Raw genomic sequence first — 26,558 nt, 5'->3', positions numbered from 1 at the left:
GAAGATCTGCCGCTCCTTGACGTGGAGCTGACATGGAGCGTCCCTTGAACTGCCTATTTTTATGTCATGCGGACAAATGGGACGCGCGACGAGCCAGGTGACTGCCGGTACCTGCCGATCGGCGAGCACGGCCTGATCGGCGACCTGCGCACGGTCGCGCTCGTGGGGACCAACGGCACCATCGACTGGTACTGCTGCCCCAGGTTCGACGCGCCCAGCGTGTTCGGCTCGCTCCTCGACGCCGACCGGGGCGGGTCGTTCGAACTCTGCGCCGACATCCCGGCCACCACGAAGCAGTTCTACTTCCCCGACACCAACGTCCTCATCACCCGCTTCTTCGCCGGCGACGGCGTGGGCGAGATCCAGGACTTCATGCCGATCGCGGAGAACCCCCGCGAAGTGGACCGGCACCGGCTGATCCGCCGGGTCGCCTGCGTGCGCGGGTCGATCCCGTTCCGCGCCAGGATCGCCCCGCGTTTCGACTACGCCCGCCAGCCCCACACCGCGCACAAGAACGGCTCCAGGATCACGTTCTCCTCGCCGTCCATGGACCTCGCCCTGTTCGCCAGCGTGCCGCTCGAGACCGACGGGCAGGACGCCTGGAGCCACTTCCCGCTGCGCGAGGGCGACCACGCGGTGTTCGCCCTCGACCGGCTCGCGCCCGGCGTCGAGGTGCGCGGGTGCCCGATCGAGGAGGCCGAGGCGGAGTTCGCCGCCACGGTGCGGTTCTGGCGCGGCTGGCTGTCGCACTCCCGCTACCGGGGCCGCTGGCGCGAGGTCGTCCACCGCTCCGCCCTGACGCTGAAGCTGCTCACGTACGCCCCGACCGGCGGCATCGTCGCCGCGCCCACGACCAGCCTGCCCGAGCGGCTCGGCGGCGAGCGCAACTGGGACTACCGGTACGTGTGGGTGCGCGACGCCGCCTTCTGCGTCTACGCCCTGCTCAGGCTCGGCTTCACCGACGAGGCCGAGGCGTTCATGGGCTTCCTGTCGGAGCACGTCTCGATCGACTGCTGCCCGGGCGACCCGACCCCGCCCCTGCAGATCATGTACGGCATCGACGGCCGCAGCGACCTGCCCGAGCAGGAGCTCACCAACCTGGAGGGCTACCGCAAGTCGGCGCCCGTGCGCATCGGCAACGCCGCCGCCGACCAGCTCCAGCTCGACATCTACGGGGCCCTCATCGACTCCATCTACCTCTACAACAAGTGGGGCCGGCCGATCTCCAGCGACCGCTGGGACGAGGTGTGCACGCTGGTCAACTGGGTCTGCGACAACTGGGACCAGCCCGACGAGGGCATCTGGGAGACACGCGGCGGACGCAAGGACTTCGTCTACTCGCGGCTGATGTGCTGGGTCGCCATCGAACGCGCCATGCGGATGGCCGCCCAGCGCGGCCTGCCCGCCGACATCCCGCGCTGGCGGCGCGCACGCGACTCCATCTACCGCGGCATCATGCGGCAGGGCTGGTCGGGCCGCCTGCAGGCGTTCGTCCAGCACTTCGCCGACGAGGTACTGGACGCCTCGCTGCTCATGATGCCGCTGGCGAAGTTCGTCTCCCCGACCGACCCCAAGTGGCTGTCCACCCTGGACGCGCTCGGCGACGGCCTGGTCTCCGACTCGCTGGTCTACCGCTACGACCCCGAGGTCAGCCCCGACGGGCTGGAGGGCCCCGAGGGCACGTTCTCGATCTGCTCCTTCTGGTACGTCGAGGCGCTGTCCCGCGCCGGCCGCCTCGACGAGGCGCGCCTCGCCTTCGAGAAGATGCTGACCTACGCCAACCACCTCGGCCTGTACGCCGAGGAGATCGGGCACACCGGCGAGCAGCTCGGCAACTTCCCGCAGGCGATCACCCACCTCGCCCTGATCAGTGCCGCCTTCAACCTCGACCAGGCGCTCGGATAACCGTGGCATGCACGGATCCTGTCGAGCGCGGCGCCCGGCCGCGGAGCGGACCTCGAGTGTGACCGCGTCCGGCGGCATTCCAGGCGGTGTGGTAGGAGAGACGTTCCCGGCGATCTTCGTGATCGACGCCGACGGCACCATCGTCGGCTGGACGCCGTTCGCCGAGGAGCTCTTCGGCTACCGCGCCGCCGAGACCCTCCACCGGCCCAGCGCGATCCTGCTGCCCGGCGACGGCATGGCCGGCATGCGGACGTGGCTGCGCCGGTTCAGCGGCGAGGAGCGCTGGTCGGGCGTGGCCGAGATGCGCCACCGCGACGGCGGCAAGATCGTCGTGCACATCGAGGCCACCCGCTTCCTGTGCTCCGCCGAGCGACCCGGCTGGATCCTGCGGCCGACGCCGTTGGCCGGCGACGTCGCCCGCCGCAGGAGCTCGGTGCTGGAGGCGCTCGTCAGCCACTTCCCCGTGGCGATGGCCATCTGGGACCGTGACCTGCGGGTCGTCTGGCTGAACGAGGCGGCGCAGACCCTGCGGCGGGTCTTCCCGCACTACCGGGTCGGCGCCTCGCTGGAGCAGCCGCTGCCCGGCGTGGACGTCGAAGCGGCCCGCCACGCCATGCGCAAGGTCCTCGCCGACGGCACACCCATGATCGACCGGGAGGCCCGGTGGAAGGCGCCCGACGACAGCGAGGAACGCACCCTGTCGACCTCGCTCTTCCGCATCGAGGGGTTGGACGGCCGCCCGCTCGGCGTCTGCTCGCTGGCCCTCGACATCACCAACAGCGTGGCGCGCGACCAGCTCGCCCTCATCCGCGAGGCCAGCATCCGCATCGGCACCACGCTCGACATCATCAAGACCGCCCAGGAGCTGGCCCTCCTGGCGGTGCCGGTGCTCGCCGACTTCGTCACGGTCGACCTGGCCGAGGCGGTCATGGAGGACGAGGAGGCCGCGCAGCGCCTGCAGGGCGCGGAGCCGGGCGGGCCCGTGTTCCGCCGGGCGGGCGTGGCCTCGATCCGCGAGGGCGTCCCCGAATCCGTCTTCGCGATCGGGGAGCCCGTCTTCGTCCCCGAGTCCTCGCCGTTCGCCCGGACCCTGGCCAGCGGCAGGTCGCACTTCGAGCCGGTGTTCGACCCGCCGCCCGGCGGCTGGCTCGACCAGGATCCGGCGCGCGCCAAGGCGGTCAGGGACTCGGGGATGCACAGCCTGATCGTCGTGCCGCTGAAGGCCCGCGGGGACATCCTCGGCGTCACCGTGCTGACCCGCCACGACAACCCGGCCGCCTTCACCCCCGACGACGTGGTCGTCGCCGAGGAACTCGCCGCCCGCGCCGCGCTCAGCCTGGACAACGCGCGCCAGTACACCCGCGAGCGCGCCGCCGCCCTCGCGCTGCAGCGCAACCTCCTGCCCCGCAACCTCAGGGGCGGCGACGCCCTCGACGTGGCCTCGCACTACCTGCCGTCCGGCACCCGCGACGGCGTCGGCGGCGACTGGTTCGACACCATCCCGCTGGCCGGCGGCCGGGTGGCGCTCGTGGTGGGCGACGTCACCGGCCACGGCATCAACGCCGCCGCCACGATGGGACGCCTGCGCACCGCCGTCCGCACCCTGTCCTACGTGGGCCTGCCGCCCGACGAGGTGCTCGCCCACCTCGACGACCTCGTCGTACGCCTGTCGGAGGAGGACGCCGGCGCCGACGGCCTGCCGGCCAACGCCACCGGGGCCACCTGCGTGTACGCCGTCTACGACCCGGCCACGCGGCGCTGCACCATGGCCGCCGCCGGGCACCCGCCGCCCGCGATCATCCACCCCTCGGGCGAGGTCGGCTTCGTCCGGCTGCCCAGCGGCACCCCCATCGGGGTCGGCTTCGGCGCCTACCAGTCGGTCGAGCTGGAGCTGGCCGCGGGCAGCGTGCTCGCCCTCTACACCGACGGGCTCATCGAGACCCGCGAGGCCGACCTGGACGCGGGCATGGAACGCCTCGGCGCCGTCCTCGGCGGGTACTCGCTGCCGCTGGACCGGCTGTGCGCCGCCGTCATCGACGCCATGGTGGGCGAGCGGCCCGCCGAGGACGACATCGCCCTCCTCCTCGCCCGCACGCGCGTCTGACGCCGTACGCCTCCGGCCTCTAAGGTAGAAGCCGGGTCTTGGGGAGGAAATCGATGCCGAGCAGTCGCAGGCGGGCCACTCTGGCCACCGTGGCGGCCTCCGCCGGGGTGTCCGTGGCCACCGTCTCCAAGGTGCTCAACGGCCGCAGCGACGTCGCGCCGGACACCCGCCGGCGGGTGCAGTCGCTGCTGGTGAAGCAGGGATACGCCGCCCGGCCGGCCCAGCGGGCGCCGGCCATGGTGGAGCTGCAGGTGAGCGGCGACCTGTGCGCGTACTCCACCGAGATCATCAAGGGCACGCTGGAGGCCGGGGCCGAGGCACGCGTGCCGGTCGTCATCACCAACGTCAAGGGCGAGCCGCCCTCCGGGGACGCGTGGGCGCGCGGCCTGGCCGCCGGCGGGTGGCAGGCCATGATCCTGCTCACCGACGAGCCGAACCGGCGCCAGCTGGCCTCCCTGACCCGGGCCGGCCTGCCGGTGGTCGTCGTCAACCCGGTCAACCCGCCGCCCCCGCCCGTGACCAGCATCGGCGCCACCAACTTCGCCGGCGGCATGTCCGCCACCCAGCACCTGCTGGCCCTCGGCCACCGCCGCATCGCCTGCCTCGGCGGCCCGGCCGACGCCGCCAGCAGTCAGGCACGCATGCACGGTTATCGCGCCGCCATGGAGACCGCGGGCGTGCCCGTGCTGCCCGGATACGTACGCACCGCGGGCTTCTGCTACCCGGACGGGCTGCGGGAGGGCGCCGGTCTGCTCGACGTCGAGCCGCGGCCGACGGCGGTCTTCGCCGCCAGCGACGAGATCGCGCTCGCGCTCATGCAGCTGGCCAGGGAGCGCGGCCTGCGCGTCCCCGACGACCTCAGCGTGGTCGGCTTCGACGACACCGAGATCGCCACCCTGACCTCGCCCCCGCTGACGACCGTCCGCCAGCCGCTGCGCGAGATGGGCATCGTCGCCCTGCGCACGGCGCTGCGCCTGGCCGCCGGCGAGACCATCGAGTCGCGCCACATCGAGCTCGCCACCGAGCTCGTCGTCCGCAGCTCCAGCCTGGCCTCCTGACCCCGTCCGGTGGAGTCCCAGCGCGGTCGTCACCGAGTCCGGCGGATCCACCGCCGAGGTCGCCTGGCCGGCGCTCTCGGGCCTGGAGGAGCCGGCGCTGTCGCCGGCGGCGGCCGACGGCCCGGCCCCGGCCGGCCGCTGAACGCTCACCGCCCGCGCAGGGCCCGGTCCAGCTCCCGGCGCAGGATGTGCTGGAACGTGCCGACGTGGTCGGCGTTCATGAGCGTGTAGTGCTCGCCGGGCACTTCGACGTAGCGGTTCTCGCCACGGGTGAAGTCGTCCCACCTGCGCAGCTCGTGGTCGAGCCACTCCTGCTTGGTGCCGCGCAGCGGGCGGGCGTAGAAGACGGTGACGGACTCGACGGTGCCGCTGGGCTCGTACGAGCGGCCCGCGCCGACCAGCGACTGCGCCAGGCCCACCCAGGAGGCGAACCCGTCACGGTCCAGGTCGAGCTGGGCCAGCCGGCGCCGCGAGGCGATCGCCATGATCCGGTCGATCTGCCGTTCCGGCGGCAGCGCGCGCAGCGGCCCGGCCAGCTCCTCCGCCTGCCGCGGCCCGATCAGGTCGAGGAAGAGCGCCAGGTGCAGCGCGCCGCCGGTGAAGTCGATCTCCCGCATGCGCGCGCTGATGTACGGCGGCAGGTTGAGGATGCCGACGAAGTCCACCCGCTCGCCGAGCGCCTCCAGCGCCTTGGCGACCTCGAAGGCCACGGCGCCGCCGTAGGAGTAGCCCGCGACCGCGTACGGCCCGTGCGGCCTGCGGCGCCGGATCGCCTCCACATAGCAGGAGACCATCTCCTCGAAACTGCCGAAAGGCGGCTCTCCCCGGCCGAAGCCGCGGGCCCGCAGGGCGTAGAAGGGCCGCTCCCCGGCGAAGTACCCGGCCAGGTTGACGAACACCAGCACCTCGCCCACCCCCGGGTGCACGCAGAACAGCGGCGTCCGCTCCCCGCCGGGCTGCAGCGGCACCACCGGGTCGTACGCCTGCCCGTCCGGCCGCGCCGCCGGGTCGAGCAGCGCGGCCAGGTCCCGTACGGCGGGTGCCCGCAGGATCGCCGCGACCGGCAGCCCGGCCTCGGGAAAGGCGCGCTCCAGGCGCTGCTTCAGCCGCAGCACGTCCAGCGACGTCCCGCCCAGCTCCAGGAAGCTCGCCGTCGCGCCGACCTCGTCACGGGGGAGCGCGAAGAGGTCGGCGTAGATGGCGGCGACCTCCCGTTCGGCGTCCGTGCGCGGCGCGACGCGGTCGCCGGGCCGCCGGCCGCTCAGCGCCGCCGCCCACCGGAGCCGCTCGTCGAACTCGCCCGACTCCAGCCTGCGGCGCAGCAGCGCCCGCTGGATCTTCCCCAGGCTCGTCTTCGGCATCTCCGATGCCGGCAGCGGCACGATCAGCCCCGGGCGGAAGCCCCACAGCCGCGCCACCGCGGTGCGGACCGCCACCAGCGCCCGCCGCACCCCGGCCGCGTCCGGCAGCGGCACGGACGGCGTGAACGCCACCGCCAGCAGCTCGGTGTCGCCACCGGGCGGCCGGGTCGGGAAGGCGGCGACGTACGAGCTCTCGACCTCCGGCAGCGTGTCGAGGGCCGCCTCGGCCTCCTGGCTGAAGTAGTTCACGCCGTTGACGATGACGCTGTCCTTGTCCCGGCCCACCAGGCGCAGCCCGGCGCCGGTGAGCACGCCGCGGTCCCCGGTGCGGAACCACCCGTCGCCGGTGAACGCCGCGGCCGTCGCGGCAGGCCCGCGGTGGTAGCCGCCGAACACCATGGGGCCGCGCACCTGCAGCTCGCCCTCGGCGCCGTCGGGGACGGGCCGGCCGTCCTCGGCGACGCGCAGGTCCAGCCCGCGCACGGGGTGGCCGAGCGAGGCGAACTCGGGCTCCTCGCCGTCGGCCGGGAAGCGGAGGTTCATGACGCTGCCCGCGCAGGTCTCCGTCATCCCGAACGCCGGCACGATCGCCGTCTCACGCAGCCCGTACGGCGCCAGCGCGGCGAGGAAACGGCGGGCGGTGGCGCGTACGACGGCCTCGCCGCCCGACAGGATGTGCCGCAGCGCCGACAGGTCCAGCCCAGGCTCCGGCGGCAGTTTGTTGATCTCGCCGAACAGGAAGTTGGGCGCGAACGTCACGCTCACCCGGTGGTCGGAGGCCAGGCGCGGGAACCGCGCCGGGTCTTCCAGGACGTACTGGGGCCGCACCTGCACCTGCTCGGCGCCGACCGACATCGGCAGCAGGTGGCCCTCGAACGCGGCGATGTGGTCGAAGGCGATCCAGTTCATCATGACGTCACCGCTGTGACAGCCGAGCCGCTCGGCCTTGGCCGCCATCGACGCCAGCAGGTTGCCGTGCGTGAGCGGGACGGCCTTGCGCGCGCCCGACGAGCCCGAGGTCAGCATCATCAGCGCGACATCGTCCCCGGACGCCTGCGGGCGCGCCGGCTCCGTGGTGGCCGTGCCGAGGTCCTCCACGAGCGCGACCCGCCCGCCCGGCAGCGGCGGCAGGGCGGGCGCGGTGTCGGCGTCCGTGACGATCAGCGGGTCGCCGAGCAGCTCGCCGGCGTGCCGCAGCCGCGTCGACCACCGGCCGGGGTCGCCGGGCAGCGGCGCCATCGGGCAGGGCACGTACCCGCCGAGCACGCACGCCCAGAAGGCCGGGATGACGTCGCTGGGCCGCTCCAGCACCAGGGCCACCTCCGACCCCGGGGCCAGGCCTCGCCGGCGCAACCCGCCCAGCAGCCGGCGGGCCAGGTCGAGCAGCTCCGCGTAAGGCTGGACGCGGACGGAGCCGTCGTCGCCGACGTGACGGATGCCGCGATCGGGAGGCGCGCCCGCCGCGGCCCCCAGCAGGAGACCGGCGATCCCGCCGAAACCGGTTTCGGACATGGGCCGGTGAACCCGCACCATGCGATGTACCCCCGTCGTGCACGCTTCTTACGGGCTGGTCTTGAGCGCGGCGAACCTCTCCCTGACGGCGTCGAGGTCGTTCAGTCGGGGGAACGGTTCACCCTCGGGGACGGCCACCCCCAGGAAGGCGCAGAGCGGCTCCCACCCCTCGCGCACGTCGAACACCAGCAGCCGGTCGGGCGGCAGGGACTCCTCGACCGTCGTGATGTGCCGCTCGAACGCCCTGACGGCCGGCTGCGGCGCGGGCATCCGGTACGGGAAGCCGCCGGCGCCGAACGTCTCCTCGGCGATGCGCCGCAGCAGCGGCTGGATGCGGGCGAACCTCGTGCGGAATTCCAGCTCCTCCGGCGACGGTGCCTCCTGCGCCATGGACGCGACCCGCAGTCTGATCATGCTGCGGAAGCTGTCGTACCAGCTCCGCGGGTCGCGGACGGTGAGGATCACCCTGGCCTCCGGGAACGCCTCGGCCAGCGGGCGCCAGAAGAAGCCGGCCGGCCAGTCGACGCATGACCGGTAGCCGGCGAACAGCCGCTCCCAGCCCTCCCGCGTGTCCGGCACTCCGGGAAGCCAGCGGTCGATGAGCTCCAGATGATCGTAGAGCTCGAACATGTGGTAGCACGGGCCGAATCCGAGCCGCTCCAGCGCGGCCTTGAGCGACAGGGTGCCGGTGCGGGGCAGCCCGGCCCCGATCACCTCGATCATCCTCGTCCTCGCTCTCGCGTCCGGGCTCCGGCCTTCGATGCTCTGGCCGCAGAGGTATGGCATATGCCGCGAAAGGGGCGGAGGTATGCGTGCCGCGAGATCGACGTGGCCGGATATGACAAAGAACTGACGAGATCTTGGCCTGTGCTTGGGCGTTCCCGCCGGCGGGCCGGGCCGCCGGCGGATCCGGCGCTCAGGGCCTGAGACAGCGCAGGGGAGAGAGCTCGGGCACGGCGCTCACGCTCGGGTCGACGCGCAGGTCGATGTCGGTCGCGCCGGACAGGCAGTGGGTGAGCACGGTGGGCTCGATGACGGCCCGCGCGGGGGCGGCGGCGAGCAGGAACGCGGCCGCGACGGCCAGCAGGAGCACGAACCGGGACATGAGGATCCTTTCGTGGGAGGAACCGCTCTGCCCTTCAGGCTTCCTGCCGGCGACGACTGCATAACGTTACCCATGGTGACGTTGTGCATTCGGTCGAAGGCCCGTGTTTCCGCAGGATGTGGCGCTGCCGCCACTTCTCCGCGACCTTGAGTCCCCGATCTTGTATCGCGACGGTGGACGCGCTCCGTGTTCGCTCTGCTCCATCATGTGACCGAGCCGCCGCTGGAACCCCCAGCCGGCACGACCACGAGGAGAAGACAGCCATGAACGCTATGCGCATCGCCGCCGCCGCGGGCGCCACGGCCCTCACCATGCTCACCTTCGCCGCCCCGGCCTCGGCCGCCGCGCGTTCCGGTGACATCTGCATGTGGAGCCAGCGGGACTACAAGGGCGCGTCCTGGTGCTGGAATCCGGGCAACGGCTACGTGGACGTGCCCCCGGCCCTGCATGACAACGTGGGATCCTTCCGAGCCGAGGCGGCCGGCTGCTTCATCAACTGGATCCGCCCAGGCTCCCAGAAGGAGACACGCGTCGTCCGCAACGGTGACTACCGGAGGGTCTACGACAACGACTTCGGCGGCAGGATCGACGCGGTGGCGCCACGCTGCTGACCTGCGCGCAGAATGAGTGACGGGGCCCGGGCATCCTGCCGCCCGGGCCCCGCCCCATGTCCGGGCCCGGGAGCCGGCTCAGCTTCCCGGACATCCCCGCTTGACGAACGCCTTCCCATCATAAATGATTATCCCTACTTATAAAGTAGAGAAAGGCGAGATTGTGCGGGCGCTCATCCTCCTGGGGCTGGTCGGCTTCGTCGCCCAGCTCGTCGACGGCAGCCTGGGCATGGCCTACGGCGTCACCTCCAGCACGCTGCTGCTGGCCATCGGCACCAACGCGGCCGCCGCGTCGGCCACCGTCCACCTGGCCGAGATCGGCACCACGCTCGCCTCGGGCATCTCCCACTGGCGCTTCGGGAATGTGGACTGGAAGGTCGTCGCCAAGATCGGCATCCCCGGCGCGGCCGGCGCCTTCGCCGGCGCCACGTTCCTGTCCAGCCTGTCCACCGAGGTGGCCGCACCGGTCATGTCGCTGATCCTGCTGGCGCTCGGGGCGTACATCCTGGTCCGGTTCACCGCGTTCGGGCTGCCGCGCGGCAACCTGGGCAAGCCGCTGCGCAAGCGCTTCCTGGCCCCGCTCGGCGTGGTGGCCGGCTTCGTGGACGCCACCGGCGGCGGCGGCTGGGGCCCGGTCGGCACCCCTGCGATCCTGGCCAGCGGCCGGATGGCCCCGCGCAAGGTGATCGGCTCCATCGACGCCAGCGAGTTCCTGGTCGCGATCGCGGCCAGCATCGGCTTCTTCGTCGGCATCGGCTCGGAGAACATCGACTTCGCCTGGGTCGCCGTCCTGCTGGTCGGCGGCGTGATCGCCGCGCCGATCGCGGCCTGGCTGGTGCGGCACATCCCGCCGCGCATCCTGGGCTCGGCCGTCGGCGGCATGATCATCCTCACCAACGTCCGCACGCTGCTGCGCAGCGACTGGGTCGACGCCTCCGGCGGTGTCCAGACGGTGGCCTACATCGCGATCGCCGTCATCTGGGTCGCCGCCATCGTCTACTCCGTCCGCGAGTACCGGCGCGACAAGGCCCGCGAGTCGGTCGAAGCCGTCGAAGGTGAGCTGCGCGCCCGAGCCGGTGAGGAGGAGCAGGCCTCCGCGTGAGGCCGTACGCGCCGGGCCCGGGAACCGGGTCCCCGGCGCTCTCACGCCTATGAGAATCTCCGCCCGTACGCAGTACGCCCTCGGCGCCATGCTGGCGCTCGCCGCGGCCGACGGCCCCCTGCACGCCGAGCAGATCGCCGTCTCCCAGGACATCCCCCGCCGCTTCTGCGACAACATCCTGCTGCAACTGCGCCGGGCCGGTCTCATCCAGAGCCAGCGCGGGCCCGACGGCGGTTACTGGCTCGCCCGCCCGGCCGCCGAGATCGCCCTCGCCGACGTCATCCGCGTCACCGAGGGCATGGAGCCGGTCGGCCGGCCCTTACCGAAGGCGGCGGCGCCGCTGGCGGGCATCTGGGCCGAGCTCCGCGCCCACCAGGACCGCCTGCTCGGCGAGACCACCCTCGCCGACCTCGTCACCCACTGACGCCCGGCCGCGGCGGTCGGTGCGCGCGGGCGGCGCCGTCCCCCCGCTCGGCTCTCAGCTGTGGCGGTCGGCGCGCAGGCGGGCGGCGAGGGCGGCGGCCTGGGTGCGGCGCTGCATGCTCAGCTTGGACAGCAGGTTGGAGACGTAGTTCTTGACCGTCTTCTCGGCCAGGAAGAGCCGTTCGCCGATCTGGCGGTTGGTCAGGCCCTCGCCGATCAGGTCGAGAATGTGGCGTTCCTGCTCGGTCAGCGCCGCCAGCGGGTCCTTCCTGGCGCTCTGGTCGCGCAGGCGCTGCAGCATGGACGCGGTGGTCTGCGGGTCGAGCAGCGACTGGCCCGAGGCGACCGTGCGGACGGCGCCGACCAGGTCGGAGCCGTGGATCTGCTTGAGCACGTAGCCGGCGGCCCCGGCCATCACCGCGTCGAACAGGGCGTCGTCGTCGGCGAACGACGTCAGCATCAGGCAGGCCAGCTGGGGGAGACGGGAGCGGACCTCGCGGCACACGTCCACGCCGTTGCCGTCGGGCAGCCGTACGTCGAGGACCGCCACGTCGGGCTGCAGCGCCGTGATGCGGGCGACGGCCGACTCCGCGGTGCCCGCCTCGCCGATGACCTCGATGTCGTCTTCGGACTCGAGCAGGGCGGCCACGCCCCGGCGGACGACTTCGTGGTCGTCGAGGAGGAAGACGCGAATCATGCCTTGACGGTATCCGAGTGGCGGCGTGCGCCGAAAGGCGCGAAAGTCCCCGAATCCGGGGGTGGAATTTGTGGCGGAATCGCGTATTTTCAGGGCCTTTAGTCACTTGACGGCCGTTTCCGCCTACGGGCGGCCCGCGCGAAGAGGCGCCGTCCGATGCCAGACTGATCGCCATGGAAAGCGAGCATCGTCAGTTGCTGCCCCAGATGCGGCTCGATGAGCTGCTGGCCGAGCTGCAGGTGCGGCTCAACGCCGTGCTGTCGACCCGCGACCGGGTCCACGCGCTGCTCGACGCGGTGGTGTCGGTGGGCAGCGACCTGGACCTGGAGACGGTGCTGCGCCGCATCGTCAGGACCGCGACCGAGCTCGTGGACGCCAGTTACGGCGCGCTGGGCGTGGTCGGGCAGGGCAACACCCTCATGCAGTTCATCCCGGTGGGGCTGAGCGAGGAGGAGATCGCCAGGATCGAGCACTGGCCGCACGGGCTCGGCCTGCTCGGCCTGCTGATCAAGGACACCCGTCCGCTGCGGCTGGGCCGCATCGCCGACCACCCCGAGTCGTACGGTTTCCCGCCCGGCCACCCGCCGATGGGGACGTTCCTCGGCGTGCCGATCCGGGTGCGCGACGAGGTGTTCGGCAACCTCTACCTGACCGAGAAGCGCGGCGGCGGCGAGTTCGACGAGGAGGACGAGGCCATCGTCATCGCGCTGGCCACCGCGGCCGGCGTCGCCGTCGAGAACGCCCGCCTGTACGAGGAGACGCGCCGGCGTGAGACCTGGCTGGAGGCGTCGTCGGAGGTGACCACGAGCCTGTTGTCGGGCGCCGACCCCCGCCAGGTGCTCAGCGTGGTCGCCGCCCGGGCCCGCCAGATGACCGACGCCGACCTCGTCCAGATGTTGCTGCCCGACCTGGCGGGCGGCGCGCTGCGCGTCGAGGCCGCCGAAGGGGAGGGCGCCGACGAGCTGCTCGGCACCGCCGTCGACGTGTCCGCCGTGGGCGACGTGCTCACCAGCGGTGAGCCGCGCGGCGAGGCCGACACCCGCCGGCGACCCGGCTTCGGGCCCGAGCTCACCGTGCCGCTGGGCGCCCCGCCGCACGTCCGAGGAGTGCTGGTGCTGGCCAAGCGGAGCGGACGGCTGCCGTTCAGCGCCGCGGACCAGCGGATGTTGCACGCGTTCGCCGGGCAGGCGGCCATCGCGCTGGAGCTGGCCGAGGCGCGCCGCGACGCCGAACGCCTCAGCCTGCTCGAAGACCGCGACCGGATCGCCAAGGACCTGCACGACGTGGTGATCCAGCGCCTGTTCGCCACCGCGATGACGTTGATGAGCACGCTGCGGCTGGTGGAGCGGCCCGAGGCGGCCAAACGGCTGCAGCACGGCATCGACGAGCTGGACGAGACCATCCGCCAGATCCGCTCGACCATCTTCGCCCTGCAGGCCGGCCCCGAGGACGACATGCCCAGCCTGCGCGGCCAGATCGTCGACCTGGTGGAGGGGGCCGGCGGGCACCTGGGGTTCATGCCGGGGCTGCGCATGGAAGGGCAGATCGACACCCTGGTGACCGAACCCGTCGCCGAGCACCTGCTGGCCGTGCTCCGCGAGGCGCTGTCCAATGTCGTACGCCACTCGCGGGCCGGCCGCGCCGAGGTCTCCGTCGAGGCCGCGGACGGCATCCTCACCCTCATCGTCACCGACAACGGCGTCGGCATGGGCGAGGTCGTACGCCGCAGCGGCCTGAGCAACATCGAGCAACGGGCCGAAGGGCTGGGCGGCACCGCCGACATCGACACACCGCCGGAGGGCGGGACCCGGCTGTGCTGGACGGTCCCGCTGTAGGGATCGGCCGGGACGAAGGTCCCGGCGACACAAGGCCGTACGGCACTGCCGTGAGGAGCGCGCGGGCGGTGTGCTGGAAGCGCACGCGACGAGCCACTCCAACGGAAAGAGGACGTCATGGCCGCCCCCGTCAACGGACGAACCCCCACCGCCGCCCCCACCGCCGCCCGCACGGCCGCCCGCACGGCCGCCCGCACGGCCGCCCGAACCGCCGCCCCGGGCACCGGCCGCGTGCCCGCCACCCGGCCCGTCCCTGACAGAGCGCCCGACACAGCGCCCGACACAGCGCCCGACAGAGCGCCCGACAGAGCGCCCGACACCGGGCCCGACACCGGGCCCGACACCGGGCCCGACACCGGGCCCGACACCGGGCCCGGCGCTGGGCGTGTCACCCCCGTACGGCACGCGAGCGCGCCCCGTGGCGGGCACGCCGCCCAGGAGACCGGTGCCGCCTCCCTCCCGGTCGACCGCGTGTGGGCGGTCGCCAGGATCTCGCTCGGGTGGGTCTTCCTGTGGGCGTTCCTCGACAAGACGTTCGGGTGGGGGTTCGCGACTCCGGCCGAGCGGGCTTGGGTCGCGGGTGGCAGCCCGACGTCCGGTTTTCTGAAGGGCGCGCAGGAGAACGCGCTGGGTGGGCTGTTCGGGGCGTTGGCCGGTCAGGTGTGGGTGGACTGGTTGTTCATGGCGGGTCTGCTGGGGGTCGGTCTGGCGCTGACGCTGGGTGTCGGCCTGCGGATCGCCGCTGTGGCGGGTCCGGTGATGATGGTGTTGATGTGGGCGGCTCAGCTGCCGTTGGACAGCAACCCGTTCATGGACGACCACCTCGTCCACGCGGTCGTGATCGTCGGCCTGGCCCTGGCCGACGCGGGCGCCACGCTCGGGCTGGGCAGGCTGGCGATCGTGCGGCGCAACCCGTTCCTGAAGTGACCCGCACCGCACACGCCCGCCCCCGCCCTCGCGGGGGCGGGCGCTTCGGCGATCCCGTAGGCGGGTGGAAGGGGTGCCGGCCGCGTGGACGGCGTGGCCGGTGCCCCCGTACCGCTCGGGGCGAAGGCCGGGTCAGTCCTTGTCGGGGATGGCGGTGGCCGACCAGGCGGCGATGCCGAGGGTGGCTCCGGTCAGGGCCAGGACGCCGGAGGCGCCGCCGACCGTGGCGGCGGCTCCCGACAGGATCGGGATCAGCGACTGGCCGAGCCGGTTGCCCGCTATCCGCAGCGACAGGACCGTCCCCCGGGTGCCCGGGGGCGCCAGTGCGGCGACCCAGCCCATCGTGATCGGCGGGCAGACGCCGGCGGCGAACCCGTACACGGAGGCCAGGACGATGAGCACGGCGACGGGCGACGGCGGCGTCAGGCCGAGCAGCGCGAGCCCGGACACCACGCAGGCGACCACGGTGAGCCGCCTGCGGCCGAGCATCCGTACGAGACGGGCCAGGTTGACGCGCGACAACATCTGCGTGACCGCCCGAGCCGCGAGCATCGCCGTCACCCAGCCGGGCGCGATCCCGCGCTCGTGCGCCAGCACCGGCAGGTACGCCGGCGTCACGTCGATGGACGCCAGGATCAGCCCGCCCCGACCAGCATCGCCCGGTACATCCCGGGGATGGCGAGCAGCCGCCGCGCGGGCCACCGGCGGGCGTCCGGCGCCCGCGCCGCGCGGTGGCGGCTGCCGAACCCGGACGAGACCGCCAGGATCACCAGGCTCGCCGCCCCGCACACGGCGGCGATCGGCACCAGCGGCGGCGCCTGACTCCCGGGCGCGGGCGGGACCAGCAGGAGCAGCGGCCCCACCCCCTGCCCGAGCGAGGTGATGAACGTGTAGCCGCCGAAGGCCGCGTCCAGGCCGCCGGGACGCGCCCGCCCGGCCACCGCCGACTGCTCGGCCACCATCGAGAAGACGATGCCGACACCGAGCAGCGCGGTCGCCGTGACCAGCATGGCCAGGCTCCGCGAGCCGAGGCAGGCGACCACCGCCGACGCCGTCAGTGCGACGCCGCCGATCATCAGAGCGGGCCGTTCGCCGAGCCGGTCGACCAGCCGTCCGGTCACCACCGCGAACATCGCCGCCACCACGGCCACCCACCCGGGCCCGTACCCGAGGTCCAGCACCGCGTACGACAGTGACGGCCGCATGCCTTAACTGACCGCCTGCACCAGGACCGCGTGGACCGCCAGCAGCGGCCAGAAGGCCCGCCCGCCCGCCACGCCTTCCCCTCTCCCGTCCGCGCCGGCCCACCGCCGCCCGGAAGCGCCGCCCGGAAGCGCCGCCCGGAAGCGCCGCCCGGAAGCCGCAGGCGATCGTATGGCAGCCGCGGCCGGCCGGGTCAGCGGGGGGACGGGTCGCCGGTCACCTCGAACCCGGTGACGAGCTCCGGCCGGATGCGCAGGACGAGGGCCGTCTTGTCACCCGTCCAGCTCTGCCGGCCGGCGAACGCGCCGTCGTCGGGCACGAGCGCGGCCGTGCCGGTCACCATGACGTTCCAGCCGAGGTGGGTGGCCGGATCCACCATGTCGGCCTGGTAGACGACCATGGACGTCCCCCGCGGCCGCAGGACGGCCTCGATCTCGGGCTCGTACCCGGTGCGGGCCACGATGTGGCCGTCGTGCATGACATGGGTGACGAGGCGGATCGCCGGCATGGCGCGGCTGATGAACACGATCCGCCCCAGCCCCACGTTGCCGAGCAGCCGCAGGGATTCCTCCCTGGACAGTTCCGTGAGCGCGCGGGGGCGCGCGTCGATGTCGTACGTCATGGCAGCGAGCCTCTCGCGGTGGACGTCCTCGCAGGTAGGGGCCAAAGTCCCTACCTCATGGCGGGCGTCACGGCGAACCGGCGTGGTCCCTGAACCGTTCGTGGGCGGACTGCTTGGAGATGCCCATCGCCTCGCCCACCTCGGCCCAGGAGGAGCCGTTCTGCCGGGCGGCGGCGACGGCCTGGTCGAGCAGGGTGCGCTGCCAGCTCTCCACCTGCGACAGCAGGGTGAGGGCGGCCAGGGGACGGTCGGCGGTGAGGCCCACGATCTGCTGGCAGAGCAGGTCCGACTTGATGACGAGCCAGCTCGGCGGCGCCGCCATGGACAGGGGGCCGGCGTGCCTGCTCCACCACCGGTATTCCGCCTCCTTCGTCCCTTCGGGCGTGGCCGGGTAACGCCGCCGGTCGGTCCAGCCGCAGGAGCACGTGGCCTGGTAGCCGACGAAATCCCTGGTGAAGGAGCTGGAGGAAGGGGCGAGCTCGCCATCGGGGAGCACGGGCGCCACGAAGCCCTCGTGGTCGGGGAGGTCAGGCGACTTCAACGTCATAGACGTCAGGATATCCTGACGATTTCTGTGCTGGTGCACGCCCCGGGCGCCGAAATTCGGTTGTGGTACGGCCGGGGGCCGTCCTAGGGTCGCGGAGGATCATCTCGTGACGGAGGAGTTGCTTTATGCGTGTCGATGACGTTCGCCGCCTGGTCAGCCCGTCATCCCACGTAAGGACTCATCCCTTTGGACCTGTCACGTAGCTTCACGATCCGCGAGAGCAGCCACCGGATCCTCAACCCGCTCACCCCGGAGAAGCTCGCCACGCTGGGCGCCGCGATCCGGCTGCGTCCGGGCGCCTCCGTGCTCGACCTGTGCTGCGGCAAGGGCGAGATGCTGGCCACCTGGGCCCGCGACCACGGCGTCACCGGCACCGGCGTCGACATCAGCACGGTCTTCCTGGCCGCGGCCCGCGAGCGGGCCGCCGAGCTGGGCGTCGCCGGCCGGGTGACGTTCGTGCACGGCGACGCCTCCACCCACGTGGCGGCCGAGCCCGTCGACGTCGCGGCGTGCGTCGGGGCCACCTGGATCGGCCAGGGCACCGCCGGCACCGTCGCGCTGCTCGAACGCAGCGTGCGCCCGGGCGGCACGCTGCTGGTCGGCGAGTGCTTCTGGCGCGCCGAGCCGCCCGGCCAGGAGGCCGTCGAAGCCTGTCACGCCCGCTCGCGTGACGACTTCGAGACCCTGCCGGGGCTCGTCCGGCTCTTCGACCGCCTCGGCTACGACGTGGTCGAGATGGTCCTGGCCGACGAGGACGGCTGGGACCGGTACGTCGCGGCCCACTGGCTCAACGTCCGCACCTGGCTCGACGCCAACCCCGACGACGAGCTCGCCCCCGAGTTCCGCGCGGAGCTGTCGCGCGAGCCGCTGCTCTACACCACCTACCAGCGGCACCTGCTCGGCTGGGGCGTGTTCGCGCTCATGAAGCGCTGAGCCGGTCACTGAGCCGGTCACTGAGCCGGTCACCGGGCCCGCGCGCAGGCGCGGGCCCGGTGGCGTCGTCAACGCGGCGTCAGGATTTCCGGGGCGTGCGTCCTGATCGCGTAGTGATGCCCCGGCAGCCGGCGGAGACGGGTCTAGCGTCTGCTTTGTACCCAGTTCGGAGGAAGGAAGCAGATGTCCGAGCCTCGATTGTTCGTCCCCGTCCGCGGCGGCGGATGCGCCCTGACGCTGCGGTTGTTCCGCACCGCGTCGGGCAAGCGGGCGGCCGTGGCCTTCTCCTCGCCGCTCAAGCTCGCCAAGGTGCTCGGGCCGGACCAGCGGTGGGTGCTGCTCACCGCCCCTGCCCTGCGGACGATGGTCGCCGACCTCGACGTCCCCGTCACGATCATCGATCCCGCGGGCACGATGTCCCGGCCGGTGACGCAGGTGGCGTGACCCGCGCCCCGGCCGCGTGAATCCATACATACGCCTCACTACGCCTTCTTGACGCCCCCACCGCCGCGAACGTCGCATATCGGTCAGTAAGGTGCGATGCGTATTTACGGGCTCTTGACGGGGACGGGTGACCGGGATGGTGCTGGCGAAACGGCCGGCCGCTACGGAGGGGACGCTGCGGTCGTGGCTGCTGCAGGGTCTGCAGACCGACCGTAGGCAGATCGAGCACGGTCCCCACGTCAAGCACCCGTGGTGGCGGGTGATGTGCCTGACCGGCGTGGACTACTTCTCCACGCTCGGCTACCAGCCCGGCATCGCGGCGCTGGCCGCCGGCCTGCTCGCGCCGCTGGCCACGCTCTTCCTGGTCGCGCTCACCCTGCTCGGCGCGCTGCCGGTCTACCGCCGCATCGCCGCCGAGAGCCCGTACGGGCAGGGGTCGATCGCGATGCTGGAGAAGCTCGCCCCCCAGTGGTGGGGCAAGTTCTTCGTGCTCGCGCTGCTCGGGTTCGCGGCCACCGACTTCGTCATCACGATGACGCTGTCGGCGGCGGACGCCACCGCGCACATCCTGGAGAACCCGTTCGTGCCCGGATTCCTGTCCGGCCAGCGGGTGCTCGTCACGCTGGTGCTGCTCGCGGCGCTCGGCGGGGTGTTCCTGCTTGGTTTCACCGAGGCGATCGGCATCGCCGTCCTGCTCGTCTTCGTCTACCTCGGCCTGAACGCGGTCGTCGTCGCGACCGCCTTCGTCCACGTGCTGCAGGCCCCGCAGGTCGTCGTGGACTGGCGGCACGGGCTGGGGGCCGACTTCAGCAGTCCGCTCGCCATGGTCGGCCTGTCCCTGCTCGTCATGCCGAAGCTGGCACTCGGCATGTCCGGGTTCGAGACCGGCGTTGCGGTGATGCCGGTGGTCAAGGGCGACGTACGGCGGCGGATCGAGGGCACCAAACGGCTGCTGACCGTCGCCGCGGTCATCATGAGCGTGTTCCTGATCTTCTCCAGCCTCGTCACGACCGTGCTCATCCCGCACGCGGAGTTCGAGGAGGGCGGGAAGGCGAGCGGGCGGGCGCTGGCGTATCTGGCGCACGGCTACCTGGGGGACTGGTTCGGCACCGTCTACGACGTCTCGACGATCGCGATCCTCTGGTTCGCCGGCGCCTCGGCGATGGCCGGGCTGATCAACCTGGTGCCCCGCTACCTGCCCCGGTACGGCATGGCGCCGGAGTGGACGGGCGCCGTACGGCCGCTGGTGCTGGTGTTCTCGGCGATCGCGTTCGCCATCACGGTCATCTTCGGCGCCGACGTGGACGCCCAGGGCGGCGCGTACGCCACCGGCGTGCTCGTCCTCATGCTCTCGGCCGCGGTCGCGGTGACGCTGTCGGCCAGGAAGAAGGGGCAGAACCGGGCGGCGGCCGGGTTCGCGCTGATCTCGGCGGTGCTGGCGTACACGCTGGTGGACAACGTGATCGAGCGGCCGGACGGCGTGAAGATCGCCTCGTTCTTCATCGTGGCGATCGTCGTCACCTCGCTGCTGTCGCGCGCCACCCGCTCGACCGAGCTGCGGGTCACCGAGGTGAGCCTCGACCCGCTCGCCGAGCGGTTCGTCAACGACACGTGCGGCGAGATCCACCTGATCGCCAACGAGCCCCACCAGCGCGACCAGGCCGAGTACGCCGACAAGCTGCGCGAGCAGTGGATCAACCACCGGCTGCGCACCACGGAGCCCGTGCTGTTCGTCGAGGTGTCGGTGCCGGACGCCTCGGAGTTCGAGACGGAGCTGCACGTCAAGGCGGAGGAGCGCTTCGGCCACCGGATCCTCACCATCGAGAGCTCCGCCGTGCCGAACTCGCTGGCCGCTCTGCTGCTCTTCCTGCGCGACCGCACCGGCTCGGTACCGCACATCTACTTCCACTGGACCGAGGGCAACCCGGTCAGGGCGATGCTGCGCTACCTGGTCTTCGGCGGCGGCGACGTGCCGCCGCTGACCCGTGAGGTGCTGCGCCAGGCTGAGCCCGACCTGGAACGCCGGCCGCACGTCCACGTCGGCTGACGGCGTACGGATCGCGTCAAGAATCGGCGCCCGGCCGTAGGGATGACGTCAAGAACGGAAAATGGCCAGTATTTCGGCGTTTTCCTGGGTCTGGTGCCGCTCGTCCCGGGGGGCCGACCGAATCGAGGAGTGGAGATGGCCGACGTCTTCGCCGCCCTGACCGTCGTACGGCTGGACGGGGCCTGAGGTGCGGGGACGGCTACGGGTGTACCTCGGCGCGGCACCCGGTGTGGGCAAGACGTACGCGATGCTGGACGAGGCCCGCCGCGCCTGTGGCCGCGGCCGGGACGTGGTCGTGGGCCTCGTCGAGACGCACGGCCGCCCGCGCACGGAAGCCCTGCTGGAGGGCATGGAGATCATTCCGCGCAGGACGCTCGTGCACCGCGGGGTCACGTTCACCGAGCTCGACGTCGAGGCGGTCATCGGGCGCCGGCCCGCGGTGGCGCTGATCGACGAGCTGGCCCACAGCAACGCGCCCGGCGCCGAGCACGTCAAGCGCTGGCAGGACATCGACGACATCCTCGACGCGGGCATCGACGTGGTCTCCACCGTCAACATCCAGCACCTGGAGTCGGTCAACGACGTCGTCGAGGAGATCACCGGCGTGCCCCAGCGCGAGACGGTGCCGGATGAGGTGGTCCGCCGCGCCGATCAGGTGGAGCTGGTGGACATGTCGCCGGAGGCGCTGCGCCGCCGCCTCGCCCACGGCAACGTCTACGCGCCGGAGAAGGTGGACGCGGCGCTGGCGAACTACTTCCGCGTCGGCAATCTGACCGCGCTGCGCGAGCTCGCCCTGCTCTGGGTGGCCGGGAAAGTGGACGAGCAGCTCGACCGCTACCGCGCCGACCACGGCATCGCGACGACCTGGGAGACCCGTGAACGCGTCGTCGTCGCCCTCACCGGCGGCCCCGAAGGCGACACGCTCGTCCGCCGGGCGGCGCGGATCGCGGCCCGCACCAAGGGCGCCGACCTGCTGGCCGTCCACGTGACCAGCGCCGACGGCCTGGCCGGAGCCGACCCCGCCGGCCTGGCCCGCCAGCGTGCGCTGGTGGAGAGCCTGGGCGGCACCTACCACCAGGTCGTCGGCGACGACATCCCGCGCGCGCTGCTCGACTTCGCCCGCGGCGTGAACGCCACCCAGCTGGTGCTCGGCGCGTCGCGGCGCGGCCGGTTCGCGCAGCTCTTCTCGCGCGGCGTCGGAGTCGAGACCATCGCCCGTTCCGGCTCGATCGACGTCCACATGATCACGCACGACGAGGTCAGGATGGGACGGCGCCGCCCGGCCCGTACCCGCGCCGCGCTGACCCGCAAGCGCCGGGTGGCCGGCTGGGTGCTGGCGGTGGCCGGGATGCCGCTGCTGACCGCCGTGCTGGCGCAGTTCCGGGAGGTGGTGTCGCTGCCGAGCGAGATCCTGTTCTTCCTCTGCCTGACGGTCGGCGTCGCGCTGGCGGGCGGGATGTGGCCGGCGATCACCGCCGCCATCGGCGGGTCGATGTTGCTGAACTGGTTCTTCACCCCGCCGGTCGGCCGGTTCACGATCAACGATCCGGAGAACCTGTTCGCGCTGATCGTGTTCGTCCTCGTCGCCGCCGCGGTGAGCACGATCGTGGACATCGCCGCCCGCCGCACCCGGGAGGCCGCCCGCGCCGGAGCCGACGCCGAGCTGCTGTCCACACTGGCCGGGCACGTGCTGCGCGGCGAGGCCGCCCTGACGTCCCTGCTGGAACGGACGCGCGAGACGTTCGGGCTGACCTCGGTCACCCTGCTCGAACGCCGGCCCGAGGCCGCGCGCGCCGCCGACGACCAGTCGGATCCCGACGCCTGGCGCATCGTCGCCACCTCCGGCGGCACGCCGTCCACGTGCCCGGCCCAGTCCGACACCGACGTGCAGATCGACGACACCCTCGTGCTCGCCGCCCGCGGCCGGCTGCTGGACGCCGCCGACCGCGCGGTGCTGGAGGCGTTCGCCGCCGAGGCCGCCGTCGCCCTGCGCCAGGAACGCCTGCAGCAGGAGGCGGCCCGCGCCCAGCCGCTCGCGGAGGCCGACAAGATGCGCACCGCGCTGCTCGCCGCCGTCAGCCACGACCTGCGCACGCCGCTCGCCTCCGCCAAGGCCGCCGTCGAGAGCCTCGCCGCCACCGGCGTCGACTGGAGCGACCATGACCGCGCCGAGCTGCTGGACACCGCGGCGGAGTCGCTGGACAAGCTGAACCGGTTGGTGGCGAACCTGCTCGACATGAGCCGCCTGCAGGCCGGCGTGCTCGGCGTGACCCCGCAGCCGATCGCCCTGGAGGAGATCGTCCCGCGGGCCGTGGACGACCTCGGGCCGCTGCGCGACCGCGTCGAGGGCGACATCTCCGTCGAACTCCCCGAGATCGCCGCCGACCCGGCCCTGCTCGAACGCGTCCTGGTCAACCTCATGGCGAACGCCGTCCGCTACAGCCCGCCCGACCGGCCGGTGCTCCTCACCGCCAGCCGCCACGGCGAACAGGTGGAGATCCGCGTCGTCGACCGCGGCCCCGGCATCCCGCCCGAGGCCCACGACCGGGTCTTCCAGCCGTTCCAGCGGCTCGGCGACCGCGACAACCACTCGGGAGTCGGCCTGGGGCTCGCGCTCTCGCGCGGGCTCACCGAAGCCATGGGCGGCACGCTCGTCCCGGAAGACACACCAGGGGGAGGTCTCACCATGATCCTGACACTGCCCACCGCCCCGCGCGGGGTGACGCGGTGACCCGCATCCTCGTCGTGGACGACGAACCCCAGATCCTGCGCGCACTGCGCATCAACCTGGCCGCCCGCCACTACGAGGTGACCGTGGCCGCCGACGGCGCCGCGGCGCTGCGCGCGGCCGTCGACCACACACCCGACCTGGTCATCCTCGACCTGGGGCTGCCCGACCTGGACGGGGTGGACGTCATCCACGGCCTGCGCGGCTGGACCAGCGTCCCGATCATCGTGCTGTCCGGCCGGGCCGGGAACCAGGACAAGATCGAGGCCCTGGACGCCGGCGCCGACGACTACGTCACCAAGCCGTTCGGCATCGACGAGCTGCTGGCCAGGGTGCGGGCCGTGACGCGGCGCGTGTCCATCCACGAGGCCGAGCTGGCGAACATCAAGATCGGCGACCATGTCGTCGACCTGACCGACAAGACGATCAGCGGCGACGTACGGCTGACGCCGACCGAGTGGCACATCCTGGAGCTGCTGCTGCGCCACCCCGGCAAGCTGATCAGCCAGCGTCAGATCCTCACCGAGGTGTGGGGCGCCAAGTTCGTCAAGGAGACCCATTACCTGCGCCAGTACATGGCGCAGCTGCGCCGCAAACTCGAACGCGACCCCGCCCACCCCGTCCACTTGATCACCGAGCCGGGCATGGGTTACCGTTTCCGGCCTTGACCAGGAAAAATGTTGATGGAAACGCGCGGCCGTATATTTCGCGTAGTAATTTCCGCTTTATCCGTCAGGGATTCATATAAAGCCAAATCTCGGTGGTTGTGGCACGTCACGATGAGGGCGGAAATTCTCTTCAGGAGTATGCGGACATGACCATCGTGAAAACCCCCGCCGCGGCCGAGGAACCCCCCGATACCGGCGAACGCCACCGGCTCTCGGTCGCGGGCGGGCTCGCCGTGCTCTCGCTGGACGCCATGGCCTCCGTGGCGTACGGACCCGAGGCGATCGTGCTCGTGCTCGCCCTCGCCGGCGGCGCCGGGCTCGGCTTCACCATCCCGGTCACCCTGGCCATCGCCGGCCTGCTCGTGGTGCTGACCGTGTCGTACCGGCAGGTCATCGCCGCCTTCCCCGAAGGCGGCGGCGCGTACGGCGTGGCCACGAAGCACCTGGGCAGGCGGGCGGGGCTGGTCGCGGGCGCCTCGCTCGTCATCGACTACGTCCTCAACGTCGCCGTCTCCGTGGCCGCCGGGGTCGCGGCGCTCACCTCCGCCTTTCCGGAGCTGCTGCCGTACACCGTGTGGCTCTGCCTGGGCGTGCTCGCGCTCGTGACGGGCGTCAACCTCAAGGGCGTCGCGTACAGCGCCCGCGCGTTCATCGGGCCCACCGTCGTCTACGTGGCCGCGATCCTGCTCGTCGTCGTGGCCGGGCTGTTCCGCTCCGAACCCGCCGTCAGCGTCGGCCACCAGGTGGCCGGTCTGCAGACGGTCGGCGTCCTGCTGCTGCTCAAGGCCTTCGCGAACGGCTGCGCCGCGCTGACCGGCGTGGAGGCGATCGCCAACGCGGTGCCGTCGTTCAAACGGCCCCGCGTCCGGCGGGCGCAGCGGGCCGAGGTGGCGCTGGGCGCGCTGCTGGCCGTCATGCTGCTGGGCATCGCCGCGCTGATCGAGAAGTTCGCCATCGCCCCGGCCGACGGGGTGACCGTGCTCGCCCAGGTCACGCTGGCCTCGCTGGGCGACGGGCCGCTGTTCTACCTGGTCCAGTTCGCCACCGTGGTGCTGCTGGGGCTGGCCGCCAACACCTCCTTCGGCGGCCTGCCGGTGCTGGCCCGGCTGCTGGCCCGCGACAACAACCTGCCGCACCTGTTCGCGCTGCGCGCCGACCGGCAGGTGCATCGCTACGGCATCGCGTTCCTCGCCGTCACCAGCGGCCTGCTGCTCGTCGCGTCGAGGGGCGAGATGAACCTGCTGGTGCCGCTCTTCGCGATCGGGGTCTTCGTCGGCTTCACCCTGTCGCAGGCGGGCATGGTCCGGCACTGGCTGACGGACCGGCCCGCGGGCTGGCGGTGGCGGGCGGTGCTGAACGGCTTCGGCGCGCTGCTCACGTTCATGGCCGCGATCGTGGTGACGGTGACGAAGTTCGGCGAGGGCGGCTGGCTGATCGCGGTGGCCCTGCCGCTGCTGGTGGCGGCCATGGAGTGGGTCAACCGCCAGTACGCGCGCATCGGCCGGCGGCTCGAGATCGGCAGGACGCCCATGCCGCCCAAGCCGCGCCGCTCCCTGGTGGTGGTGCCCGTGCAGACGGTCACCCGGCTGACCCGCGAGGCCCTGTCCGCCGCGCTGTCACTGGGGGACCGGGTGGTGGCCGTCAACGTGACCCACCCCGGCGAGGAACGGCAGGCGCGCGCGTTCGCCGAGGACTGGGACCGCTGGGATCCCGGCGTGGAGCTCGTACGGCTCTTCGACGCCCACCGGCGGCTGGACCGGCCGCTGCTCACCTACCTGCGCGGGGTGCCGGAACCGCACGTGTTCGTGCTCATCGCGGAGGTCGAGCCGGAGCACGCCTGGCAGCGGATGTTGCAGAACCAGCGCGGCGCCGTGCTGGCCAGGGCGCTGCGCCGGGGCGCCGACGCGGTGGTGTGCCGGATGCGGTTCCGGGTCTGACGGCTTGACCTCATGTCGACATGAGGTCGCATGCTGGCTCGTATGTCCGCGAAAGAATCACTTGCCCGGCTGCTCGACGACGTCGACGCCACGCCCGAGGCCACCGCGCTGCGCGCCCGTTCGTACGACCTGCTCGCCCTCCCGGACGGCGCGGCCGTCGTGGACGTCGGCTGCGGCGCGGGCCGCGCGGTCGGCGAGCTGGCCGCACGCGGCGCCCGCGCGATCGGCGTGGACGTCAGCGCCGAGATGATCGCCCTCGCCCGGAGCCGCAGCCCGGAGAGCGACCTGCGGATCGGCGACGCCCGCGCCCTGCCGCTCGCCGACGGGGAGGTCGCCGGCTACCGCGCCGACAAGGTGTTCCACGAACTGCCCGACCCCGCCGAGCCTCTGGAGGAGGCCCGGCGAGTGCTCGCCCCCGGCGGCCGGATCGTCCTGCTCGGCCAGGACTGGGACGGTTTCATCGTCGACTCCGCCGACCCGGCGCTCACCCGGGCGATCGTGCACGCCCGCGCGGACGCCGTCACCAACCCGTGGGCCGCCCGCCGCTTCCGCAACCTGCTGCTCGACACGGGGTTCACGGACGTCACGGTGGAGGCGCACACCGGCGTGCTCACCGGCGGGGTGGTGCAGCCCATGCTCACCCGCCTCGCGGCCGGCGCCCGCGCGGCCGGCGCGATCTCCCCCGAGCAGGAGGCCGCGTGGACCGCCGAGCAGCGCGAACGCGCCCGCACCGGCCGCGCGTTCCTGGCCCTGCCGATGTTCGTGGCCGCGGCCCGCCGCCCCTGAGCG

Annotated in this window: 22 protein-coding genes and 1 pseudogene; 15 read left to right on the top strand and 8 right to left on the bottom strand. The window is 72.5% G+C overall.

All coding sequences use genetic code 11. The features are described from left to right. Positions 1 to 66 precede the first annotated feature (66 nt). From ACIBP6_RS20185 to ACIBP6_RS20175, 3 genes are read left to right on the top strand one after another with little or no spacing between them, the layout of a single operon-like run. Positions 67 to 1,905 (top strand): glycoside hydrolase family 15 protein, encoded by a 1,839-nt coding sequence (locus ACIBP6_RS20185; RefSeq protein WP_397054158.1) that lies wholly within the window; start codon positions 67 to 69, stop codon positions 1,903 to 1,905. Between the two features lie 58 nt (positions 1,906 to 1,963). Continuing rightward, positions 1,964 to 4,009 (top strand): SpoIIE family protein phosphatase, encoded by a 2,046-nt coding sequence (locus tag ACIBP6_RS20180; protein WP_397054156.1) that lies wholly within the window; start codon positions 1,964 to 1,966, stop codon positions 4,007 to 4,009. Positions 4,010 to 4,062: 53 nt separating this feature from the next. Next, positions 4,063 to 5,067: a LacI family DNA-binding transcriptional regulator gene (locus tag ACIBP6_RS20175; RefSeq protein ID WP_397054154.1), complete on the top strand. Its 1,005-nt coding sequence runs from the start codon at positions 4,063 to 4,065 to the stop codon at positions 5,065 to 5,067. A gap of 146 nt (positions 5,068 to 5,213) precedes the next feature. On the opposite strand, the gene ACIBP6_RS20170 is transcribed toward ACIBP6_RS20175, so the two are convergent. The 3 genes from ACIBP6_RS20170 to ACIBP6_RS20160 all read right to left on the bottom strand — a co-directional run bounded on the left by ACIBP6_RS20170 (position 5,214) and on the right by ACIBP6_RS20160 (position 9,045). Next, positions 5,214 to 7,940 carry an alpha/beta fold hydrolase gene (locus ACIBP6_RS20170; protein ID WP_397054152.1) on the bottom strand — a complete coding sequence of 909 codons (2,727 nt, stop codon included), beginning with the start codon at positions 7,938 to 7,940 and terminating at the stop codon, positions 5,214 to 5,216. Between the two features lie 48 nt (positions 7,941 to 7,988). Continuing rightward, on the bottom strand, positions 7,989 to 8,663 hold the full coding sequence (locus ACIBP6_RS20165; RefSeq protein ID WP_397054150.1) for a sulfotransferase family protein: 675 nt from the start codon (positions 8,661 to 8,663) through the stop codon (positions 7,989 to 7,991). Between the two features lie 193 nt (positions 8,664 to 8,856). Then, positions 8,857 to 9,045 carry a hypothetical protein gene (locus ACIBP6_RS20160; RefSeq protein WP_397054148.1) on the bottom strand — a complete coding sequence of 63 codons (189 nt, stop codon included), beginning with the start codon at positions 9,043 to 9,045 and terminating at the stop codon, positions 8,857 to 8,859. A 263-nt stretch (positions 9,046 to 9,308) separates the two neighbouring features. Here ACIBP6_RS20160 and ACIBP6_RS20155 point away from each other — a divergent pair, with 263 nt between their 5' ends. From ACIBP6_RS20155 to ACIBP6_RS20145, 3 genes are all read left to right on the top strand, one after another. Beyond that, positions 9,309 to 9,656, top strand: coding sequence for a peptidase inhibitor family I36 protein (locus tag ACIBP6_RS20155; protein WP_397054147.1), 348 nt, complete (start codon positions 9,309 to 9,311; stop codon positions 9,654 to 9,656). 163 nt (positions 9,657 to 9,819) lie between these two features. Beyond that, complete coding sequence (locus ACIBP6_RS20150; RefSeq protein ID WP_397054145.1) at positions 9,820 to 10,758, top strand: sulfite exporter TauE/SafE family protein; 939 nt, start codon at positions 9,820 to 9,822, stop codon at positions 10,756 to 10,758. A 49-nt stretch (positions 10,759 to 10,807) separates the two neighbouring features. Continuing rightward, positions 10,808 to 11,182, top strand: coding sequence for an RrF2 family transcriptional regulator (locus ACIBP6_RS20145; protein WP_397054143.1), 375 nt, complete (start codon positions 10,808 to 10,810; stop codon positions 11,180 to 11,182). Positions 11,183 to 11,236: 54 nt separating this feature from the next. Here the strand turns inward: ACIBP6_RS20145 and ACIBP6_RS20140 are convergent, their stop codons facing one another. Continuing rightward, positions 11,237 to 11,878: a response regulator gene (locus ACIBP6_RS20140; RefSeq protein ID WP_397054141.1), complete on the bottom strand. Its 642-nt coding sequence runs from the start codon at positions 11,876 to 11,878 to the stop codon at positions 11,237 to 11,239. Positions 11,879 to 12,051: 173 nt separating this feature from the next. On the opposite strand from ACIBP6_RS20140, the gene ACIBP6_RS20135 reads away from it, so the two are divergent. Beyond that, entirely contained in the window at positions 12,052 to 13,713 is a 1,662-nt protein-coding gene (locus tag ACIBP6_RS20135) for a sensor histidine kinase (protein WP_397054139.1), read from the top strand. Positions 13,714 to 14,121: 408 nt separating this feature from the next. Next, a pseudogene (locus ACIBP6_RS20130) lies at positions 14,122 to 14,640 on the top strand (hypothetical protein); the annotation flags it as partial. A 132-nt stretch (positions 14,641 to 14,772) separates the two neighbouring features. Here ACIBP6_RS20130 and ACIBP6_RS20125 read toward each other — a convergent pair. From ACIBP6_RS20125 to ACIBP6_RS20110, 4 genes are all read right to left on the bottom strand, one after another. Continuing rightward, positions 14,773 to 15,258, bottom strand: a complete 486-nt coding sequence (locus tag ACIBP6_RS20125; RefSeq protein ID WP_397054137.1) for an MFS transporter — start codon at positions 15,256 to 15,258, stop codon at positions 14,773 to 14,775. A 17-nt stretch (positions 15,259 to 15,275) separates the two neighbouring features. Beyond that, entirely contained in the window at positions 15,276 to 15,845 is a 570-nt protein-coding gene (locus ACIBP6_RS20120) for an MFS transporter (protein WP_397054135.1), read from the bottom strand. Positions 15,846 to 16,036: 191 nt separating this feature from the next. Then, a complete protein-coding gene (locus ACIBP6_RS20115) occupies positions 16,037 to 16,465 on the bottom strand; it encodes a pyridoxamine 5'-phosphate oxidase family protein (protein WP_397054133.1) in 429 nt (142 codons plus the stop codon). A 67-nt stretch (positions 16,466 to 16,532) separates the two neighbouring features. Next, the gene (locus ACIBP6_RS20110; protein ID WP_397054131.1) at positions 16,533 to 17,012 is read right to left on the bottom strand and encodes a hypothetical protein; all 480 of its coding nucleotides are present in this window, start codon (positions 17,010 to 17,012) and stop codon (positions 16,533 to 16,535) included. 186 nt (positions 17,013 to 17,198) lie between these two features. On the opposite strand from ACIBP6_RS20110, the gene ACIBP6_RS20105 reads away from it, so the two are divergent. The 7 genes from ACIBP6_RS20105 (at position 17,199) to ACIBP6_RS20075 (ending at position 26,555) form a co-directional block, all read left to right on the top strand. After that, positions 17,199 to 17,945: an SAM-dependent methyltransferase gene (locus tag ACIBP6_RS20105; RefSeq protein WP_397054129.1), complete on the top strand. Its 747-nt coding sequence runs from the start codon at positions 17,199 to 17,201 to the stop codon at positions 17,943 to 17,945. Positions 17,946 to 18,128: 183 nt separating this feature from the next. Beyond that, positions 18,129 to 18,389, top strand: a complete 261-nt coding sequence (locus ACIBP6_RS20100) for an SAV_915 family protein (protein WP_397054127.1) — start codon at positions 18,129 to 18,131, stop codon at positions 18,387 to 18,389. Between the two features lie 136 nt (positions 18,390 to 18,525). After that, positions 18,526 to 20,436 carry an amino acid transporter gene (locus ACIBP6_RS20095; protein ID WP_397054125.1) on the top strand — a complete coding sequence of 637 codons (1,911 nt, stop codon included), beginning with the start codon at positions 18,526 to 18,528 and terminating at the stop codon, positions 20,434 to 20,436. A 187-nt stretch (positions 20,437 to 20,623) separates the two neighbouring features. Further along, positions 20,624 to 23,167 (top strand): DUF4118 domain-containing protein, encoded by a 2,544-nt coding sequence (locus ACIBP6_RS20090; RefSeq protein WP_397054123.1) that lies wholly within the window; start codon positions 20,624 to 20,626, stop codon positions 23,165 to 23,167. Next, positions 23,164 to 23,832: a response regulator gene (locus ACIBP6_RS20085; RefSeq protein ID WP_111182827.1), complete on the top strand. Its 669-nt coding sequence runs from the start codon at positions 23,164 to 23,166 to the stop codon at positions 23,830 to 23,832. The genes ACIBP6_RS20090 and ACIBP6_RS20085 overlap by 4 nt, the downstream gene beginning before the upstream one ends. Positions 23,833 to 23,978: 146 nt before the next feature. Next, positions 23,979 to 25,769, top strand: coding sequence for an APC family permease (locus ACIBP6_RS20080; protein ID WP_397054121.1), 1,791 nt, complete (start codon positions 23,979 to 23,981; stop codon positions 25,767 to 25,769). Positions 25,770 to 25,811: 42 nt separating this feature from the next. Continuing rightward, positions 25,812 to 26,555: a methyltransferase domain-containing protein gene (locus ACIBP6_RS20075; RefSeq protein ID WP_397054119.1), complete on the top strand. Its 744-nt coding sequence runs from the start codon at positions 25,812 to 25,814 to the stop codon at positions 26,553 to 26,555. Positions 26,556 to 26,558 lie beyond the last annotated feature (3 nt).

This window comes from Nonomuraea terrae (genome assembly GCF_044465245.1).
GTDB classification, from domain to species: Bacteria; Actinomycetota; Actinomycetes; order Streptosporangiales; family Streptosporangiaceae; genus Nonomuraea; species Nonomuraea terrae.
Note: the sequence above shows the minus strand (reverse complement) of the source record. Positions and strands in the feature narration are given on the sequence as shown.